The organism is Methylobacterium sp. E-066, assembly GCF_022829635.1.
Lineage (GTDB): Bacteria > Pseudomonadota > Alphaproteobacteria > Rhizobiales > Beijerinckiaceae > Methylobacterium.
The window spans coordinates 1-16,932 of the sequence record NZ_JAKSYO010000067.1; the positions used below are offsets into that span (position 1 = coordinate 1).

Annotated in this window: 18 protein-coding genes; 5 read left to right on the plus strand and 13 right to left on the minus strand. The window is 68.9% G+C overall.

Annotation, left to right across the window (positions count from 1 at the left end; all coding sequences use genetic code 11):
* Positions 1 to 443 precede the first annotated feature (443 nt).
* Positions 444 to 1,499, plus strand: coding sequence for a hypothetical protein (locus MKL20_RS07175; RefSeq protein ID WP_244036099.1), 1,056 nt, complete (start codon positions 444 to 446; stop codon positions 1,497 to 1,499).
* A 7-nt stretch (positions 1,500 to 1,506) separates the two neighbouring features.
* Here MKL20_RS07175 and tgt read toward each other — a convergent pair whose 3' ends face one another.
* Positions 1,507 to 2,646 carry a tRNA guanosine(34) transglycosylase Tgt gene (tgt, locus tag MKL20_RS07180; RefSeq protein WP_244036100.1) on the minus strand — a complete coding sequence of 380 codons (1,140 nt, stop codon included), beginning with the start codon at positions 2,644 to 2,646 and terminating at the stop codon, positions 1,507 to 1,509.
* Positions 2,643 to 3,707, minus strand: a complete 1,065-nt coding sequence (queA, locus tag MKL20_RS07185) for a tRNA preQ1(34) S-adenosylmethionine ribosyltransferase-isomerase QueA (protein WP_244036101.1) — start codon at positions 3,705 to 3,707, stop codon at positions 2,643 to 2,645. Before queA ends, tgt begins: the two co-directional genes overlap by 4 nt.
* A 98-nt stretch (positions 3,708 to 3,805) precedes the next feature.
* On the opposite strand from queA, the gene MKL20_RS07190 reads away from it, so the two are divergent.
* The 3 genes from MKL20_RS07190 to MKL20_RS07200 all read left to right on the plus strand — a co-directional run bounded on the left by MKL20_RS07190 (position 3,806) and on the right by MKL20_RS07200 (position 5,266).
* Positions 3,806 to 4,054, plus strand: a complete 249-nt coding sequence (locus MKL20_RS07190) for a hypothetical protein (RefSeq protein ID WP_244036102.1) — start codon at positions 3,806 to 3,808, stop codon at positions 4,052 to 4,054.
* Positions 4,055 to 4,059: 5 nt separating this feature from the next.
* Positions 4,060 to 4,281 carry a hypothetical protein gene (locus MKL20_RS07195; protein WP_244036103.1) on the plus strand — a complete coding sequence of 74 codons (222 nt, stop codon included), beginning with the start codon at positions 4,060 to 4,062 and terminating at the stop codon, positions 4,279 to 4,281.
* Positions 4,282 to 4,378: 97 nt separating this feature from the next.
* Positions 4,379 to 5,266 carry a cation diffusion facilitator family transporter gene (locus tag MKL20_RS07200; protein WP_244036104.1) on the plus strand — a complete coding sequence of 296 codons (888 nt, stop codon included), beginning with the start codon at positions 4,379 to 4,381 and terminating at the stop codon, positions 5,264 to 5,266.
* A 60-nt stretch (positions 5,267 to 5,326) separates the two neighbouring features.
* On the opposite strand, the gene MKL20_RS07205 is transcribed toward MKL20_RS07200, so the two are convergent.
* The 10 genes from MKL20_RS07205 to coxB form a co-directional block, all read right to left on the minus strand.
* A complete protein-coding gene (locus MKL20_RS07205) occupies positions 5,327 to 6,583 on the minus strand; it encodes an SfnB family sulfur acquisition oxidoreductase (RefSeq protein WP_244036105.1) in 1,257 nt (418 codons plus the stop codon).
* Between the two features lie 49 nt (positions 6,584 to 6,632).
* Positions 6,633 to 7,748 (minus strand): dimethylsulfone monooxygenase SfnG, encoded by a 1,116-nt coding sequence (sfnG, locus tag MKL20_RS07210; protein WP_244036106.1) that lies wholly within the window; start codon positions 7,746 to 7,748, stop codon positions 6,633 to 6,635.
* A gap of 206 nt (positions 7,749 to 7,954) precedes the next feature.
* Complete coding sequence (locus MKL20_RS07215) at positions 7,955 to 8,725, minus strand: SURF1 family protein (protein WP_244036107.1); 771 nt, start codon at positions 8,723 to 8,725, stop codon at positions 7,955 to 7,957.
* A complete protein-coding gene (locus MKL20_RS07220; protein WP_243962219.1) occupies positions 8,722 to 9,096 on the minus strand; it encodes a DUF983 domain-containing protein in 375 nt (124 codons plus the stop codon). The genes MKL20_RS07215 and MKL20_RS07220 overlap by 4 nt, the downstream gene beginning before the upstream one ends.
* A 150-nt stretch (positions 9,097 to 9,246) precedes the next feature.
* Positions 9,247 to 10,107 carry a cytochrome c oxidase subunit 3 gene (locus MKL20_RS07225; RefSeq protein WP_243962220.1) on the minus strand — a complete coding sequence of 287 codons (861 nt, stop codon included), beginning with the start codon at positions 10,105 to 10,107 and terminating at the stop codon, positions 9,247 to 9,249.
* Positions 10,108 to 10,248: 141 nt separating this feature from the next.
* Entirely contained in the window at positions 10,249 to 10,860 is a 612-nt protein-coding gene (locus MKL20_RS07230) for a cytochrome c oxidase assembly protein (protein ID WP_244036108.1), read from the minus strand.
* A 10-nt stretch (positions 10,861 to 10,870) separates the two neighbouring features.
* Positions 10,871 to 11,035: a hypothetical protein gene (locus MKL20_RS07235; RefSeq protein ID WP_243962222.1), complete on the minus strand. Its 165-nt coding sequence runs from the start codon at positions 11,033 to 11,035 to the stop codon at positions 10,871 to 10,873.
* Positions 11,036 to 11,040: 5 nt separating this feature from the next.
* Positions 11,041 to 11,988, minus strand: coding sequence for a heme o synthase (locus MKL20_RS07240; RefSeq protein ID WP_244036109.1), 948 nt, complete (start codon positions 11,986 to 11,988; stop codon positions 11,041 to 11,043).
* A gap of 201 nt (positions 11,989 to 12,189) precedes the next feature.
* Complete coding sequence (ctaD, locus tag MKL20_RS07245) at positions 12,190 to 13,818, minus strand: cytochrome c oxidase subunit I (protein WP_243962224.1); 1,629 nt, start codon at positions 13,816 to 13,818, stop codon at positions 12,190 to 12,192.
* Positions 13,819 to 13,868: 50 nt separating this feature from the next.
* The gene (gene coxB / locus MKL20_RS07250; protein ID WP_244036110.1) at positions 13,869 to 14,708 is read right to left on the minus strand and encodes a cytochrome c oxidase subunit II; all 840 of its coding nucleotides are present in this window, start codon (positions 14,706 to 14,708) and stop codon (positions 13,869 to 13,871) included.
* 293 nt (positions 14,709 to 15,001) lie between these two features.
* On the opposite strand from coxB, the gene fdhD reads away from it, so the two are divergent.
* Entirely contained in the window at positions 15,002 to 15,844 is an 843-nt protein-coding gene (fdhD, locus tag MKL20_RS07255; RefSeq protein WP_409568127.1) for a formate dehydrogenase accessory sulfurtransferase FdhD, read from the plus strand.
* A gap of 5 nt (positions 15,845 to 15,849) precedes the next feature.
* Here fdhD and MKL20_RS07260 read toward each other — a convergent pair whose 3' ends face one another.
* Positions 15,850 to 16,728, minus strand: a complete 879-nt coding sequence (locus MKL20_RS07260; protein ID WP_244036112.1) for a hypothetical protein — start codon at positions 16,726 to 16,728, stop codon at positions 15,850 to 15,852.
* Positions 16,729 to 16,932 lie beyond the last annotated feature (204 nt).

A 16,932-nucleotide genomic window follows, 5' to 3' on the forward strand; every position in this document is an offset into this window, starting at 1 on the left:
ACCCCGGGGGCGCCCGCCCCCGCGCGAGCTACCGGATTCACCGCTCGGGGCCGGCAGGATACGCTGGAGACACCGCAGCTCTCCCTCCACCGCAGAGCTACTATGTTCACACCTCGGCTTGCGAAAGCCGCCCCGCGCCCCCTCTCCCGTGCGGGAGAGGGTTGGGGTGAGGGACCAGGTCTTTCCGGAAAACGCGCATCCCTCACCCTATCCCTCACCGGCACGGGGGAGGGGAGGCGCGGCACATCGGGGAATGGGTGAATCCGATAACTCGTGCGGGAGAGGGACAGGGTGAGGGGACAGGTTTGTCCGGATAGGGCATATCCCTCACCCCAGCCCTCTCCCACACGGGAGAGGGAGACGCGGCGCGGGCTGCAAGGACGCCTGCGCCTCAAACCTCTGTAGCCTGTCGGCGTGAATCGAAGCGGGTATGCGGCCTGCCCATGGCCCCGAAATCGCCAGCCTGTCCCGTCGACGTCGAGACCCAGCGCGCCGCATGGGCCGGCTTCACCCGGGTGTTCCTGACCGCCGTCGTATTGCTCGGCCTCGCCATCATCGGCGCTGTGGCGAGTCTCGACCCCTACGGCCTGCGCGCGGGTCCCGGCCATCCGCCGGGCCCGATCATGGACACCAACCAGCGGCTCTCCTACCCGCAGATCGCCCGCGGCGGTCCGTTCGATGCGGCCGTGTTTGGCACCTCGACGGCACGGCTCCTCGATCCGGTCGCGCTTGATGCCGCCTTCGATGCGCGCTTCGCCAACCTGGCGGTGAACGCCGCGACGCCGGACGAGCAGATCCGCCTGGCCGAACTCTTCCTCGCGCACCGGCCGGTGAAGGCAGTCCTGTTCGGCCTCGACACGACGTGGTGCGCCGCCGATCCGCCGGCCCGCACCGCCAACGCCTTCCCGGACTGGCTCTATGAAGCGGGCGCGCCCTGGGGCGTGCTGCGGCAGGCCAGCCTGCGCTCGGTCACGATCGCTGCGCAGACCGGGCTGGCGCGCCTCGGCCTGGCACGGCCGCGCATACGCCCCGACGGCTACGCGGTCTTCACGCCGCCCGACGCACTGTACGATCCCGTACGCGCTCGCGCCCATATCCGGGCCGGCGCTCCCGATCCGGCGGCCCCCGCCGACCGGCCGGACGCCCCTATGCCGGCGCTGGCACGGCTCGATGCGCTCCTCCGGCGCGTCCCAGCGGGCGCCTTGAAGCTCGTCGCCTTCATGCCGGTGCACGCGGCGGCGCAAGGCCCCCCCGGCACACCAGCCGGCCGACGGGAGACGGCCTGCAAGGCCCGGGTCGCGGAGATCGGCAGCCGGCACGGTGCTGTCGTGGTGGATTTCCGCATGCCTTCACCCGTGACCACGCAGGACAGGAATTACTGGGACGCGCTGCATTACCGCCTGCCGGTGGCCGCGCGGATCGTGGCGGATCTGAAGGCTGCGCTCGGCACCGGCGCCGACGACCCGGACGGCATCTATCGGGTGCTCGCGCACCCGTGACGCCGGTTCATCCAGCGGCCGCGCGCTCGGCCCGCGCCCAGCCCTCGCGGGTGGCGCCGCAGTAATCGTCGAATCGCCCGTCCCGGATCGCCGCCCGGGCGCCCGCCATCAGGTCCTGATAGTAGGCCAGGTTGTTCCAGGTCAGCAGCATCATCCCCAGAATCTCGTTCGACCGGACGAGGTGATGCAGGTAGGCCCGGGAATAGTCCCGCGCCGCCGGGCAGGTCGAAGCCTCGTCCAGCGGCGCCGTATCCTCGGCGTGGCGGGCGTTGCGTAGGTTGACCCGGCCGTTGCGGGTATAGGCGAGGCCGTGGCGGCCGGCCCGGGTCGGCATCACGCAATCGAACATGTCGATGCCCCGGGCCACCGCGCCGAGGATGTCGTCCGGCGTGCCGACGCCCATCAGGTAGCGCGGCTTGGCCTGCGGCAGGTGCGGCTCGACGGTCTCGATCATGGCGAACATCACCGCCTGCGGCTCGCCTACCGCAAGGCCGCCGACCGCGTAGCCTTTCAGGTCGAGGTCGGTCAGCGTGCGCGCGCTCTCGACGCGGAGCGCCGGAACGTCGCCGCCCTGAACGATGCCGAACATCGCCTTGCCCGGCTGCTCGCCGAACGCCACCCGGCAGCGCTCGGCCCAGCGCAGGGACAGGTGCATGGCCTTCTCGATCGCCGCATGCTCGGCCGGCAGGCGCACGCATTCGTCGAGCTGCATCTGGATGTCGGAGCCGAGCAGGCCCTGGATCTCGATGGAGCGTTCCGGGCTCATATGGTGCGCGGTGCCGTCGATATGCGAGCGGAAGGTCACCCCCTGCTCGTCGATCTTTCGGAGGGCCGAGAGCGACATCACCTGGAAGCCGCCGGAATCGGTCAGGATCGGCCGGTCCCAGTTCATGAATTTGTGCAGGCCGCCGAGCCGCGCCATCCGCTCCGGGCCCGGACGCAGCATCAGGTGATAGGTGTTGCCCAGCACCACGTCGGCGCCGAGCTCCCGCACCTGCCCCGGATACATCGCCTTGACGGTGGCGGCGGTGCCCACCGGCATGAAGGCCGGCGTGCGGATGTTTCCCCGCGGCGTCGCGATTTCGCCGGTCCGGGCGGTGCCGTCCTGCCCGTGCAGGGTGAAGCCGAAGGGCACGGTCTCGGTCATGGCATGTCCGCGCGCGGGCCCGGGAACAGCAGGCTGGCGTCGCCGTAGGAGTAGAAGCGGTAGCCGCTCCGGATCGCGTGCGCGTAGGCCGCCCGCATCGTGTCGAGGCCCGAGAAGGCCGAGACCAGCATGAACAGGGTCGAGCGCGGCAGGTGGAAGTTGGTCACCAGCGCGTCGACCGCGCGGAACCGGTAGCCGGGCGTGATGAAGATGTCGGTGGGGCCGGAGAAGGCCGCGAGCGTGCCGTCGGGGTTCGCGGCGCTCTCCAGCAGGCGCAGGGCCGTGGTGCCAACCGCGACGATCCGGCCGCCGGCGGCCCGGACGGCGTTGAGCGCGGCGGCCGTCTCGGCATCGAGGATGCCGATCTCGGCATGCATGCGGTGGCCCTCGGTATCGTCCGCCTTGACCGGCAGGAACGTCCCGGCGCCGACATGCAGGGTGACGTGGTGCCGGTGCAGGCCGGCCGCGTCGAGCGCGGCCAGCAGGTCATCGGAAAAGTGCAGCCCCGCGGTGGGCGCCGCCACGGCGCCCGGATGGCGCGCATAGATCGTTTGGTAATCGGTGGCGTCGCGGGCGTCGGTGGCGCGCTTGCCGGCGATGTAGGGCGGCAGGGGGAGGGCGCCTTCCAGCGCGATCTGGGCGTCGAGCGCGGCCCCCGCCCGGTCGAAATCGAGGGTGATCTCGCCGGCCTCGCCCTTCGCGAACACGGTGGCCCGAAGCTCACCGAACTGCAGAGCGTCTCCGGCAGCGAGACGCTTGGCCGGCCGGGCGAAGGCGCGCCAGCGCGCGGGCGCCTCGTGCAGGTGCAGCATGACCTCGGTGCGCTGGCCGGGCGCGCCGGGGCGGGTTCGGATCCCGTTGAGCCGCGCCGGAATCACCTTCGTGTCGTTGAAGATCAGGGCATCGCCGGGCCGGAGCGCCCCGGGCAGGTCGCGGACGGTACGGTCCGCCAGCGCCTCGCCCGGACGCACGACGAGGAGCCGCCCGGCATCGCGCGGCTCGGCCGGGCGCAGGGCGATGCAGCTCTCCGGCAACTCGAAATCGAACAGGTCCACGCGCATCGCCGGCTGCCTGCACCGAACGGCACGCGGATTCAACCTCGGAACCGGTTCGCGACCCTGCCTGTTCTCGCCTCACCGAAGCGGGAGACGCTGACTCGATGCCCTGGTACGCCGTGCGACCCCGCGATGCCGCCGACCCGCGCTGGCCTCTGCCCGGCACCGAACAGATCGTGCTCAAGGCCGACGATCCGGCCGCCGCCCGGGCGAAATTCGAGGAGGCCTATCCGAGCGAGCCCTTCGGCAGCCCGGCCGTACCGGTGCCCAATACCGGGGTCGGCAGCTTCCGCGGCGATGCGGACGGGCTGATCGTGGCCGAGACCGGCGAACCGGCATCCCCACAGGACTGAACAGCATGCTCAGGCCCAGCCGCACCCCGCGCATCACCCTCGACGGCCAACTCGTCGGCTACTGGGACCGGGAGGCGGCGCGCCTTGAGGCGATCGCGGCCACCACGCGCTTTGCCTGGCAAAAGCGCCGCCTGTTGCGGAAAGCCGCCGAGGCGCGGGCCAAGGCCGAGCGGAGCCGGCGACGCGAAACCGAACGCGGCCAGGAGACTCCGCCGGCCGAGGCATAGCCGAAGCTAAGACTCTTTCGGCAGCGTCGAAGCTTTGCCGTGGCCTGAGGCAAGCTGCATCCCGTATGGGCACGTCGACTCGTGATCGGCGTATCCCATGGACCGGACCCAGAAAGCAGCCCTCCTCAGCGCCGGCATCGGCCTCGTGGTGACCGTGCTCAAATTCTATGCGGCGTGGCTCACCAGCAGCCTGGCGCTGTACTCCGACGCGCTCGAGAGCATCATCAACGTTGTCGCCGCAATCGGCGCCTTCGTGGCCCTGCGGGTGGCGGCGCGCCCGGCCGATGCCGAGCATCCCTACGGCCACCACAAGGCCGAGTTCTTCTCCGCGGTGATCGAGGGCGCGCTCATCGTCGTGGCGGCGGTCCTGATCCTGCGGGAAGCGTATTTCGGCCTGCTCGCCCCGAAACCTCTGGACGCGCCGGCCCTGGGCCTGGCCATCAACCTCGGGGCCGGGGCCATCAACGCCGCCTGGGCCTGGGCGCTGATGCGCTGGGGTCGGGCCTGGCGCTCGCCGGCCCTGATCGCGGATGCCCGCCACGTCTTCGCCGACGTGGTGACCTCGTGCGGCGTGCTCCTGGGCGTCGCCGCGGTCTGGCTGACGGGCTATCCGACCCTCGACCCGGCGGTGGCCGGGCTCGTGGCGCTCAACATCCTCTGGTCCGGCTTCCGCATGGTGCGCGAATCGGTCGACGGTCTGATGGATCGGGCGGCCTCGCCCGACATGGTCTGCGAGATCCGCTCGCTGATCTCCCGCCACGGAGAGGGCGCCTTGGAAGCCCACGACGTCCGGACCCGGTCGGCGGGTCAGGCGACCTTCATCGACTTCCATCTCGTGGTCCCGGGCAGCATGACCGTCGAGGCCTCGCATGCCATCTGCGACCGGCTGGAGAGCGCCCTGGAAACGACGATCCCCGGGGCGGTCGTCACGATCCACGTCGAGCCCGGCGAGGAAGCCAAAGCCCGCGGCCTGCCGGTTCTCTGAACGTCCGGCGCCCTGGAAGCGGTATCACGGGCGCCGGCTGTCATTCTTCGAGGCGCGCGCCTAGCTCCAGGCGTGGAACGGCGGCGCGACGCCGTTCAGCGCGTGGTTGCCGATGATGGCGACTTTCCAGCGCACCGGATCGTGCAGCGTGTGGGTCCGGGCGTTGCGCCAGTGCCGGTCGAGGTTCTCGGCGGCGAGCGTCGAGCGGGTGCCGGACAATTCGAACAGCTTGTTGGAAGCCGCCAGGGCGATGTCGGTGGTCAGTACCTTCGCTTCGGCGACGGCGAGTTGTGCCGCGGCGACGCTCTCGGCATCCGGCTGCGCGACCGCCGCGTCGAGGGCGAGCCCGGCCTTGTCGAGGAGGGCTTCGGCCGCATGCTGGCGGATGGTGAGGTCGCCGATCGCCTGGATCGTGTAGGGATCGTCGGAGGCCCGCTCCTGCCCGCTATCGATCCAGGGCCGCGCCTTCTCACGCACGAACCGGATCGTGTCGTCCAGGGCCTCGCGGCCGATGCCGGCATCGACCGCCGCCTGGATGATCTGGAAGATGGCCCCGTCCGCGCTCGGCGCCTCGTAGCCCTTCCAGGCCGGCACCAGGTGGCTCTTCTCCACCCGGACATCCTCGATCAGCACCGTGCCGCTCGCCGTGCCGCGCTGGCCGAAGCTGGACCAGTCGTCGATCACCGTGAGCCCCGGCGCGTCCCGCTCGGCGATGGCGTACCAGGCCCGGCCCTCGGCATCGAGGGCGACGATCGGCACGAGATGCGCCAGCAGCGCCCCGGTCGCGTAGAACTTCTGGCCGCGCACGATCACGTGGTCGCCGTGATCGGTGAACCGCGTGTCGAAATCGGCGGCCCGCTTGGTCCCCCGCTCGGAGAAGGCGTTGCCGAACCGGGTGCCCCGCAGGACCTCCCCGAACAGCCGTTGCTTCTGCGGCTCGTCCGAGACCGTCCGGATCGCCGCCACGATGCCCAGATGGTTCTGCGCGATCTGCCCGATCGCCGGATCGGCCGCCGAGATGAGCGCGATGACCTGCGCCAGGGTCTTGTAGGAGACCTCCGGGCCGCCATAGGCCTTGGGCACGTTGATCGACCACAGGCCGCTCTGGGAGAAGGCATCGAGCTCCGCCAGGGGCCGGGAATGGTTCCGGTCGCGCTCGGAGGCGCCCAGCCGGAACTCCGAGGCGAGGCGGTGGGCCACCGCCAGCGCCTCGGCATCGTCACGGATCACGTGGGCGGGGGAGGACGGCCGCGCCGGCCCGGGAACGCCCTGGCGCAACTGAGTGTCGAGCGTGCGCGCATCGACCGCGATGTTCATGGCTCACTCCGGAAGGGTAGGGAATTGTTTCGAGGTTTGGGGCGGCCCGTCAGGCCGCCTCGGCGCGCTTCTCGCGCGCGGCTTCGAGCGCACGGACCCGCGGGATCACGTGAGTGCCGAAATACGCGACGTCCTCCTGGAAATGCAGGAAGGCCAGCAGGGCGAGATCGGCCCCGGCATCCTTGAGGGCCAGGATCCGCTCGGCGATCTGGTCCGGCGTACCGATCAGGTTGGTCTTGAACCCGTCGTTGTACTGGACGAGGTCGGTGAAGCTGGATTTCGCCCAATTGCCCTCGCCCTCGGGAGAAGCCTTGCCGGCGTTCTTCACCTCGTGGCCGAACGCCTTCACGGCGTCGGGATCGGCCTGGTCGATGATCTCCTGAAGGACGGCGCGGGCTTCCTCCTCGGTGTCCCGGGCGATCACGAAGGCGTTCACGCCGATGCGCGGACGGTTGCTGCTCTCGGCGGCCTTCGCGCGGATATCGTCCACCTGGGCGCGGATGTTCTCGGGCGTGTTGCCGTTGGTGAAGTACCAATCGGAGACGCGGGCCGCCATGTCGCGCGCCGCCCGGGATGAGCCGCCCTGGAAGATTTCCGGCAACGGATCGGCCGGCTTCGGCTTCAGGGTGTAGTCGGTGTAGCGGTAGAAATCGCCGCGGAAGGTGAAGTTGTCCTGCGTCCAGATCCCCCGGAGACTGCGGATGAACTCTTCCGAGCGGCGATAGCGCTCGTCGTGGTCGAGCCAGGGCTCGCCGATCGCCCGGAACTCGCCCGAGAACCAGCCGGAGACGATGTTGACGGCGATCCGGCCGCCGGTGAGCTGGGAGATCGTCGCGATCTGCTTGGCAGCCAGGGTGGGATGCCACGGGCCGGGCAGGAGCGCCGCGATCACCTTGAGCCGTGAGGTCGCGGCCAGCAGCGCGTGGCTGAACGCCACCGATTCGTGCTGGTACTCGGCGCCGTAGCCGGCGGTGAAGCGGATCTGGGTCAGGGCGTAGTCGAAGCCGGATTCCTCGGCGATCTGCGCCAAGCGACGGTTGTAATCGGCGTCCCAGCTCGTGCGTTGCGGGATCTTGCTGATCACCAGGCCGCCCGAGACGTTGGGCACCCAATAGGCGAACCGGATCGGATCAGGCGGCGTGTCGTCGACGAAACGGTTGGTCATGGCGCGCTACCTCGTTCGCGCGGGGTCGTTGCCCCGCCGCGTCTTCAAGGGATCGCAGCAAACTGAATACAAGATGCAGACTTGCGCGACCGCTCAGGAACACGCAAAGTATTCCGGCTTGGCCGCGACAGGTCAAAGGAACGGGATGCCGTTTTAATCGCGGCTTGGGCGGCATTCTTCTGCGCAGCCCGGCGTCGAATGCGAGTTTATTCTTTCCCTTTTGGCGTGGTGTCCGAATCGTGCAGGCGACGATAGGCGAACACGCCGAAGACGCCGATCAGGCAGGCGGCCAGGGCGAACCACGTGAAGGCGTATTGCAGATGGTTGTTGGGGATATCGACCTTCAGCTGGCCGCCGCGCGGCCACGTGGTCTGGCCGGGCACGGCATCGGCCTCGATCAGGTAGGGCGCCGCCTCGGCGATCCCGCGCGCGGCGGCGATGCCGGCGACATCGCGGTTGAACCACTCGCCGCGCGTCGGGTCCGCCTCCGGCACGAACATCGCGCGCGGTTCGCTGGCGCGGAGGATTCCGGTCACGGTGGTCAAGCCTTCGATCAGGCCGTCCTTGCGATCGGCCTGGGCCTTCAGCTCGGTCGGCACGAAGCCGCGGTTGATCAGGACCGCGCCACCCTCCGCCCGCAGGAGCGGGGTGATCACGTAATAGCCCTGCAGCGCCCGGCCGGGCGTCTCGCCGGCGGCGAGACCGTGGACCAGGGTCTCGCGATCGTTGGCGAAGCGGCCGGAGACGCGCACGTGGCGGAACTCGTCGCGGCCGGGATCCCAGGCATCGGGCGCGGGCGGCGCCACCGGCTCGGCCCGGGTCTGCCGGGTGATGCGGTCGATCAGGTCTTCCTTCCAGGTCTTGCGCTCGATCTGCCAGATCCCGAGGCTCACCAGAATCGCCAACGCGATCAGGGAAGCGAGACCGGGCGCGATGAGCTCGCGCCAGGCGGCCGCGCGCGGCGTGGTTCGGCTCACTGCTCGAAGCGTCCCTGCTCGGCCTTGTTGCTGTACTGGAGGGCGATCAGCATGCCCTTGAGCGGCCGGACCAGCATGAGGCTTAAGCCGATCGACAGGGTGCCGGCGACGAGCGCGTGCACCCAGATCGGTGGCTCGTAGGTGATCTCCAGCCACAGGGCCAAGCCGACCACCAGCAGGCCGACGATGGACATCACGAAGAAGGCCGGCCCGTCCGCGGAATCGAAGCTCGAATAGTCGAGCCCGCAGGCCTCGCAGGACGGGCGCAGGGTCAGGTAGCCCTTGAACAGGTGGCCCTCGCCGCAGCGCGGACACCGGCCGCGCAGGCCAGTGGGGACGGGCGGCGGCTGCGGATAGGTTCGTTGGTCCACGTGAACACTCCAGACCGGCCCGGGAGGCCGCATATGCGCCGCCGCCCGGCCGTCCTTACCGATATGGGGATCGTGCCGAGTCGGACACGAAAAAGGGCGGCCTGAGCCGCCCTTTCACAGACCCGCCATGCGGTGACGGGGTAGCTGCCCTCAGTGCGCAGCGCCGTGGAAGACGCCCGAACCCCAGACGTAGATCGCGGCGAACAGGAACAGCCAGACCACGTCGACGAAGTGCCAGTACCAGGCGGCGAATTCGAAGCCGAGATGCTGGCGAGGGGTGAACTGGCCCGCATAGGCGCGGAACAGGCACACCGCCAGGAAGATCGTGCCGATGATGACGTGGGCCCCGTGGAAGCCCGTCGCCATATAGAAGGTCGACGAGTAGATGCTGCCCGAGAAGCCGAACTCGGCGTGGCTGTACTCGTAGGCCTGGCAGGCCGTGAACAGCACGCCCAGGATGATCGTCAGCCACAGGCCGTATTTCAGGCCCTTGCGGTCATTATGCAGCAGCGCATGGTGCGCCCAGGTCACGGTCGTGCCGGAGGTCAGCAGGATCAGCGTGTTGAGCAGCGGCAGGTGCCAGGGGTCGAACGCCTCGATGCCCTTGGGCGGCCAGACACCGCCGGTGAACTCGACCCGGGAGGCCTGGATCGGATCGGCGGTGTAGAGCGCCGCCTCGAAATAGGCCCAGAACCACGCGACGAAGAACATCACCTCGGAGGCGATGAACATCATCATGCCGTAACGGTGATGCAGCTGGACGACGCGGGTGTGGTCGCCCGAATTGGCCTCGTGCGCCACGTCCTTCCACCAGGAGAACATGGTGTAGAGCACGCCGATGGCGCCGACGCCGAAGATGTACGGGCCCGGGGTCAGGGTGCCGATCTGGAGGCTCTTCATCCAGAACACGGCGCCGAAGGCCATGAGGAAACCCGAGAAGGCCCCGAGCAGCGGCCATGGACTCGGGCTCAGAATATGGAAATCGTGATTCTTGGCGTGCGCCTCGGCCATCGTCCCGTCGCTCCTCACCCTGACGCCCCGCGCCGTTCCCGGCATCCGGCCTAATCGCTCTTGGCTGGGCGCCGCATACAGGACGCCCAAGCTTGTCCGCACACTTAGTCGGTGCCGACCTCTGTTGTCACGCGTTCGCGATCAGAAATCGCGCTTCGTGCCCGAAGCCCCTGTGGTCGCGACCGCCGCAGTGACCGGCTGGCCGTTCTTCGAGGCGAAATAGGTGTAGGACAGCGTCATCTCCGAGAGATGCGCGGTGTTCGAATCGTCCCGCACTGCCGGATCGACGTAGAAGACCACCGGCACGTCCAGGGTCTCGCCCGGCTGCAGCGTCTGCTCGTTGAAGCAGAAGCAGGCGATCTTGACGAAGTAGCCGCCCATCAGACCGGGCTGAACGTTGAAGGTCGCCACGCCGGTGGTGGGCTTGCTGCTGGTGTTCTGGACCCGGAAGAAGACCGTCTTGGTCTCTCCGAGCTTGGCTTCGACGGCGTTCGCCTCGGGGACGAACTTCCAGGGCAGGCCTGGCGCGACGTTGGTGTCGAAATGCACCACCATGCTGTCGTCGGCGCGGGCCGACGACGCCACCAGGGCCGGACCCTGGCGCGGTGTGCCATCGTAGCCCGTCGCCTTGCAGAACGCGTCGTAGAGCGGCACCGACGCGAAGGCGAGGCCGATCATGCCGACCGCGAGGCCGGCGCAGGCGATCGCCGTCCGTCTGGCACCGCGGCTGGGATCGGGGCGGGATGCGCTCATCGGGTCCTCGTCAGAGCGGACGGCTGAGGATCTGCGGGCCGAGCTTGACGATGGTCAGCACGAAGAACAGCAGCACCCATGCACCCAACGCGAGGGCGATCGCGATCGACCGCTTCCGGCGACGCGCCTCTTCCGCGGGGGTGAGCTGACGATACGGGGTCTCGGGATCCGGCATAGCGCTCAGACCAGCGGCCGGAACAGGCCGAAGCTTTGCTCGGCGAGCAGCGCCGAGAACAGCGCGAACAGGTAGAGGATCGAGAAGCCGAACATGCCCATCGCGGCGCGCTTCTCGGCCTCGCCCTCGCGGTTCTTGAGAACGCGGACGCTGAAGGCCAGCATGCCGACGCCGCCGACCACGCCGATCACCGCGTAGAGCAGGCCGCCGAAGCCGAGGGCCACCGGCACGAGGCCGAGGGGCGCCAGGATCACCGTGTACCAGACGATCTGGCGGCGCGTGGAGGCGGGGCCGGCGACGTTAGGCATCATCGGGATGCCGGCGCGGGCATATTCTTCGGCCTTGATCAGGGCCAGCGCCCAGAAATGCGGCGGCGTCCAGATGAAGATGATCGCGAACAGGACCAGCGACTCGATCCCGAACGAGCCGGAGACCACCGCCTGGCCGATCACCGGCGGCAGGGCGCCGGCGGCGCCGCCAATGACGATGTTCTGCGCGGTCGCCCGCTTCAGCCACATCGAGTAGATCACCGCGTAGAACACGATGGTGAAGGCCAGCAGCCCGGCGGCGAGCCAGTTCGCGGCCAAGCCCAACACCAGCACCGACGCCACCGACAGGAACAGGCCGAAGCCGAGCGCTTCCTCGGAGGAGATCCGGCCGGCAGGGATCGGACGCTGGGCGGTCCGAGTCATCACGGCGTCGATATCCGCATCCCACCACATGTTGAGGCAGCCCGACGCCCCGGCCCCGACCGCGATGGCGAGCAGCGAGATCACGCCGATCGCCGGCGGGACGTGCCCCTGCGAGACGACCATGCCGACGAGGGCCGTGAAGATGACGAGGACCATCACCCGCGGCTTGAGCAGGGCGAAATAGTCCGGCACGTCGCCGCCGACGGCCGTGAAGGCCGGGGCCGGAGCGTCCGGGCCGATCGTGTTGGTCAGGCTCGTCATCGCGTCTGCTGCTGTTGTTTCGGCGCCCGGCCACGCGCGTCACGGCCGGGTCATGTTTCGAAATCGATTAGTTCCAAGGGAAGGCGCGAGCGGAACACGCGGCCTGTGCGGTTCGCCCGTCTTCATCGCCCTTGCCGGGAAGTCGCCGTCGCGGCCTCCGGGGAAGGGCGAGGGCCGCCGATGCGGCCCTCGCAAGGTTGGTCAGTGCGCGCCCGGCTCGTCGACGATGCGGGGCAGCGTCTCGAACTGGTGGAAGGGCGGCGGGGAGGGCAGCGTCCACTCGAGGGTGGTGGCGCCTTCGCCCCAGGGATTGTCGGCAGCCCGCTCCTTGGAGCGGAAGGCCAGCACGACGCCGATCACGAAGACGAACATGCTGAGGCCGAAGATGTGGCCGCCGTAGGTCGAGACCTTGTGCCAGGCCGCGAAGGCGTCCGGGTAGTCGGCGTAACGACGCGGCATGCCGGCCAGCCCGAGGAAGTGCATCGGGAAGAACAGGACGTTGGCGCCGATGAAGGCCAGCCAGAAGTGCAGCTTGCCGGCCCATTCCGGGATGATATGCCCGGTCATCTTCGGGAACCAGTAGTAGACGCCGGCGAAGATGATGAACACCGCGCCCAGCGACAGCACGTAGTGGAAGTGCGCCACGACGTAGTAGGTGTCGTGCAGGTACTTATCGACCGCCGAGTTGGCGAGCACGACGCCGGTGACGCCGCCGACGGTGAACAGGAAGATGAAGCCCACCGCCCAGTGCATCGCAGCGGTGAAGCGGATCGAGCCGCCCCACATCGTGGCGATCCAGGAGAAGATCTTCACGCCCGTGGGGACCGCGATCACCATGGTGGCGAACACAAAGTAGGACTGCGTCTGCAGGGACAGGCCGACCGTGTACATGTGGTGGGCCCAGACCACGAAGCCGACGACGCCGATCGCCACCATCGCGTAGGCCATCGCGAGGTAGCCGAAGACCGGCTTGCGCGAGAAGGTCGAGATGATGTGCGAGACGATGCCGAAGGCCGGCAGGATCATGATGTACACTTCGGGGTGACCGAAGAACCAGAACAGGTGCTGGTACAGGATCGGGTCACCGCCGCCGGCCGGGTCAAAGAAGGTCGTGCCGAAGTTGCGGTCGGTGAGCAGCATCGTGATAGCGCCCGCGAGCACCGGCAGCGACAGCAGCAGCAGGAAGGCGGTGACCAGCTCGGCCCAGGCGAAGAGCGGCATCTTGTGCAGCGTCATGCCCGGGGCGCGCATGTTCAGGATCGTGGTGATGAAGTTGATCGCCCCGAGGATCGAACCGGCACCGGACAGGTGCAGGGCGAAGATCGCGAAATCGACGGCCGGGCCGGGATGGCCGGCGGTGGAGAGCGGCGGATAGACGGTCCAGCCGGTGCCAGCGCCGGACGCGCCGGGCGCGCCCTCGACGAACAGCGAGCACAGCAGCGAGCAGAAGCCCGCCACGGTCAGCCAGAACGAGATGTTGTTCATACGCGGGAACGCCATGTCGGGCGCGCCGATCATGAGGGGCACGAACCAGTTGCCGAAGCCGCCGATCAGCGCCGGCATCACCATGAAGAACACCATGATGAGGCCGTGTCCGGTGACGAACACGTTGTAGGTCGCCGGGTTCGAGAAGTACTGCAGCCCCGGCTGCTCCATCTCCATCCGGATGCCGAAGGAGAGGAACGCGCCGATCATGCCGGCGCAGAAGGCGAAGAGCAGGTAGAGCGTACCGATGTCCTTGTGGTTCGTCGACAGGAACCACCGGGCGAAGAACGACGGCTTGTGGTCGTGGACCTCGTGGGCCTCGGCATGGGCTGCGGCTGTAGCCATGGATTCGGGTGCCTTGTGGATCTGACGGGTTCTGTTCGGTCAGCCGGGGCTCAGCGCGCCTCGGCGAAGCTCGTCCCGGTATCGATGCGGGCGTACTTGGTCTTCGCTTCCTTCAGCCAGTCGGCATAGGCCTGCTCGCTGACCACGCGGACGACGATCGGCATGTAGGCGTGGCGCTGGCCGCACAGCTCCGAGCACTGGCCGTGGAAGGTGCCTTCCTTGTCGGCGCGGAACCACATCTGGTTCAGGCGTCCCGGCACGGCGTCGATCTTGAAGCCGAAGGCCGGCATCGCCCAGGAATGCAGCACGTCGGCCGCGGTCACCTGGATCTTCACGATCTTGCCCAGCGGCACGACCATCTCGTTGTCGGTCTGCAGCAGGCGGGGCTGCTTGTCCTCGTCGATGTTGGCATCGAACGTGAAGCCGCCGCCGGCCTCGGTCTGCGGGTACTCGTAGGACCAGTACCAGGCATGGCCGATGACCTTCACGATCATGTCGGCCTTGGGATCCGCGAGCTGCGTGCGCAGCAGACGGAAGGACGGGATCGCGACGGCGACCAGGATCAGCACCGGAACGATGGTCCAGGCGATCTCGATGGCGGTGTTGTGCGTGGTACGCGAGGGGGTCGGGTTGGTCTTCTCGTTGAAGCGGAAGACGCACCACAGGATCAGCCCGAGCACGAAGACCGAGATGGCGAGCGAGAGCCAGTGCAGGCCGATCTCGAAGCCCAGGATGTCGCGGGCATTCTCGGTGACCGGGATCTGCCGGCTCATTTCCCACGGCACCGGCTGTCCGAAGCCGCCGGCGAGCGCACCGGATGTCGAGGTGAGCAATGCGCCGAGGGCGGCGAGGCTCCAGGGTGATCGGGTGATCGTCCGCACCGTCCGCATCTGCCTCTCGTTGCTCCCCGTGCGATTTGCTTGCCCGTCGGCCTTTCCCGTCTTGACTGAGCGCGGGATGGTGCCGACGTGACGGACCGCCAGTTGTGTTACCCGGCATGTATCCGATCGCGGCTTCAGATCACAAGGACGTTCGAGGTGCAACCGCACAAGCGTCGCAGCGGGTTGATTCAGGCTGATTCAGGTGTCGACGCGACCTTGCCTCGACCTTTCGTCGCCTTCGATTCTGTTCCGCTGCTCCGGAGACGTCGCGGCGGCACGATCGGACGCTGGTAGAGCATGAGATGTTGATGAAACCCGAGGATCGACCGGCCGGGCTCCCGCCTCGCTCAGTCCGAGCCCCGATGCAGGTCGTCGCCTATACGGGCTCGGAGCCGCAGCCGGGCACGCGGGCGCTGGCCGTCGAGTCGCCGGTCAATCTGGTCTACGGCAGCGTCCCGCACGCCGTGATGATGGCGACGCCCGCCGATCTCGAGGATTTCGCCTACGGTTTCAGCCTCACGGAAGGGATCATCGAATCCGCCGACGAGATCCGCGCGACGCGGGTCGAGGCCGGCGCGGATGGCTTGCGCCTCCATGTCGAGCTGGCCCCGGGGCGCCTGCGGGAGCACCTGGCGCGCAAGCGCGCGATCAGCGGCCGCACCGGCTGCGGCGTCTGCGGCATCGAGGATCTGGCCGAACTGCCCCGGGCCGAGATGCGGGACGCGCCGGACGTCCGGGTCGCCCTCCCGGCCATTGCCCGGGCGCTGCAGGGCCTCGACGCCGCGCAGGTGTTGGGCGCCGAGACGCGGGCCGTTCACGCCGCCGCCTGGGCCCGGCTCGACGGCACGCTGGTCGCCGCGCGCGAGGATGTCGGCCGGCACAATGCCCTGGACAAGCTGATCGGCGCGCTGATGCGGGCCGGCACCGACACGGCAGACGGGTTCCTGGTGATCACCAGCCGCTGCTCGTTCGAGATGGTCGAGAAGGCTGCGCGGCTCGGCGCCGCCGTGGTCGTGGCGATCTCGGCCCCGACCTCCCTGGCGCTGGAGCGCGCCAAAGCCCACGGGATCACGCTCTGCGCCATCGCGCGCTCGGACACGCTGACCGTCTTCACCGGGGCCGAACGGCTGGTCCCCGGCGTGTGACGTTACTACTGCGCCGCCGGCTCCTTCTCGGACGGACCGGGGACGATGGTGGCTCCGCCGATGATTCGCACCGGCTTCTTGTCCGGCGGCGGATCCTTCCAATCCTGCGCCGCAGGCTTGGCCGCTTCGGCGACGCCGCCCGTCGCGGGCTTGGCCGGCGCGGGATTCGCGTGCGCAGGGCTGGCCGCCGGAGTCTTGTCGATGGCGGCCGACTTGGTGTCCGGCTTAGGCTCGGCGGCCGGATCCGCCTTGGCAGCCTCGGCGGGGGCGACCTTCGGGGCAGGGGCCTCGGGCACCGTGCGAAGCGCGGGCTTCAGTTCCGGCTGGCGGCCGGGCTGGGCCGCACGAGCGACCTTGCGCGGCGCCTCGGGGCGGGAACGGATATCGGGATTGAGGCCGTCGGGATTGATACCCGGGCGCAGGGCCTCGGGAGCCGGACGACGTTGCGTCCGCATCGCCGGGCCTGGCACGTCGTCGGGCGTCGCCGGCCGCAGGATGCGACGCGGCGCGGCATCCTCCTCGGTCCAGCCGAAGCCGGGGCCGGGTCGCTCCAGCCGGGCATAGGTCTCCGGCGCACCGATCCGCTGGCGCCCGACGATCGCGCCAGCGGCGGGATCGACGAACAGCCGGACCGGAACGCCGCTCGGGCTGACGGCGTCCACCACGTAGACGCGCCCGTCAAAGCGCGGGCGGCTCAAGCCGCTGAAGCCGCGATCGGCCAGACGCCACGCGATGATCCGCGGCGGCAGGATGTCGTCCTCGAAGGCGAATTGCGCGCTGGCGCCGCGGCAGAGACCCAGCATCGCTCCGCCGGACAGCAGCACGGCACAGAGCGCACGCGTCGTCGCGCGCCGTGCCCGGCCAGCCAATCTGTTCTCGATCATCACTCTGGTGCGTTCCCGTCTTGGAGACCCGGCAGAGTATCCGGTTCCGGCATGGTCCGGGCCGGTTTGCCCAGACCTCGACCATGCCGGCGAGGTCGTTGCCCCGCATGCCGCTTGTGCTCGGCGAGAACCCGTAGACTGGGTGATTCGGGCGAGATTGCGGAAGAGACTGGTGAACGGCGGTTTAAGCCAAGTCGCTGATGC

Excerpts from the sequence above, each read along its gene's own strand:
- coxB (WP_244036110.1), bottom strand. The coding sequence starts at position 14,708 with ATGCGGACGGTGCGGACGATCACCCGATCACCCTGGAGCCTCGCCGCC.
- MKL20_RS07190 (WP_244036102.1), top strand. The coding sequence starts at position 3,806 with ATGCCCTGGTACGCCGTGCGACCCCGCGATGCCGCCGACCCGCGCTGG.
- fdhD (WP_409568127.1), top strand. The coding sequence starts at position 15,002 with ATGTTGATGAAACCCGAGGATCGACCGGCCGGGCTCCCGCCTCGCTCA.
- MKL20_RS07235 (WP_243962222.1), bottom strand. The coding sequence starts at position 11,035 with ATGCCGGATCCCGAGACCCCGTATCGTCAGCTCACCCCCGCGGAAGAG.
- MKL20_RS07205 (WP_244036105.1), bottom strand. The coding sequence starts at position 6,583 with ATGAACATCGCGGTCGATGCGCGCACGCTCGACACTCAGTTGCGCCAG.
- MKL20_RS07230 (WP_244036108.1), bottom strand. The coding sequence starts at position 10,860 with ATGAGCGCATCCCGCCCCGATCCCAGCCGCGGTGCCAGACGGACGGCG.
- MKL20_RS07260 (WP_244036112.1), bottom strand. The coding sequence starts at position 16,728 with ATGATCGAGAACAGATTGGCTGGCCGGGCACGGCGCGCGACGACGCGT.
- MKL20_RS07195 (WP_244036103.1), top strand. The coding sequence starts at position 4,060 with ATGCTCAGGCCCAGCCGCACCCCGCGCATCACCCTCGACGGCCAACTC.
- MKL20_RS07225 (WP_243962220.1), bottom strand. The coding sequence starts at position 10,107 with ATGGCCGAGGCGCACGCCAAGAATCACGATTTCCATATTCTGAGCCCG.
- sfnG (WP_244036106.1), bottom strand. The coding sequence starts at position 7,748 with ATGACCAACCGTTTCGTCGACGACACGCCGCCTGATCCGATCCGGTTC.
- MKL20_RS07175 (WP_244036099.1), top strand. The coding sequence starts at position 444 with ATGGCCCCGAAATCGCCAGCCTGTCCCGTCGACGTCGAGACCCAGCGC.
- MKL20_RS07200 (WP_244036104.1), top strand. The coding sequence starts at position 4,379 with ATGGACCGGACCCAGAAAGCAGCCCTCCTCAGCGCCGGCATCGGCCTC.
- queA (WP_244036101.1), bottom strand. The coding sequence starts at position 3,707 with ATGCGCGTGGACCTGTTCGATTTCGAGTTGCCGGAGAGCTGCATCGCC.
- ctaD (WP_243962224.1), bottom strand. The coding sequence starts at position 13,818 with ATGGCTACAGCCGCAGCCCATGCCGAGGCCCACGAGGTCCACGACCAC.
- MKL20_RS07240 (WP_244036109.1), bottom strand. The coding sequence starts at position 11,988 with ATGACGAGCCTGACCAACACGATCGGCCCGGACGCTCCGGCCCCGGCC.
- tgt (WP_244036100.1), bottom strand. The coding sequence starts at position 2,646 with ATGACCGAGACCGTGCCCTTCGGCTTCACCCTGCACGGGCAGGACGGC.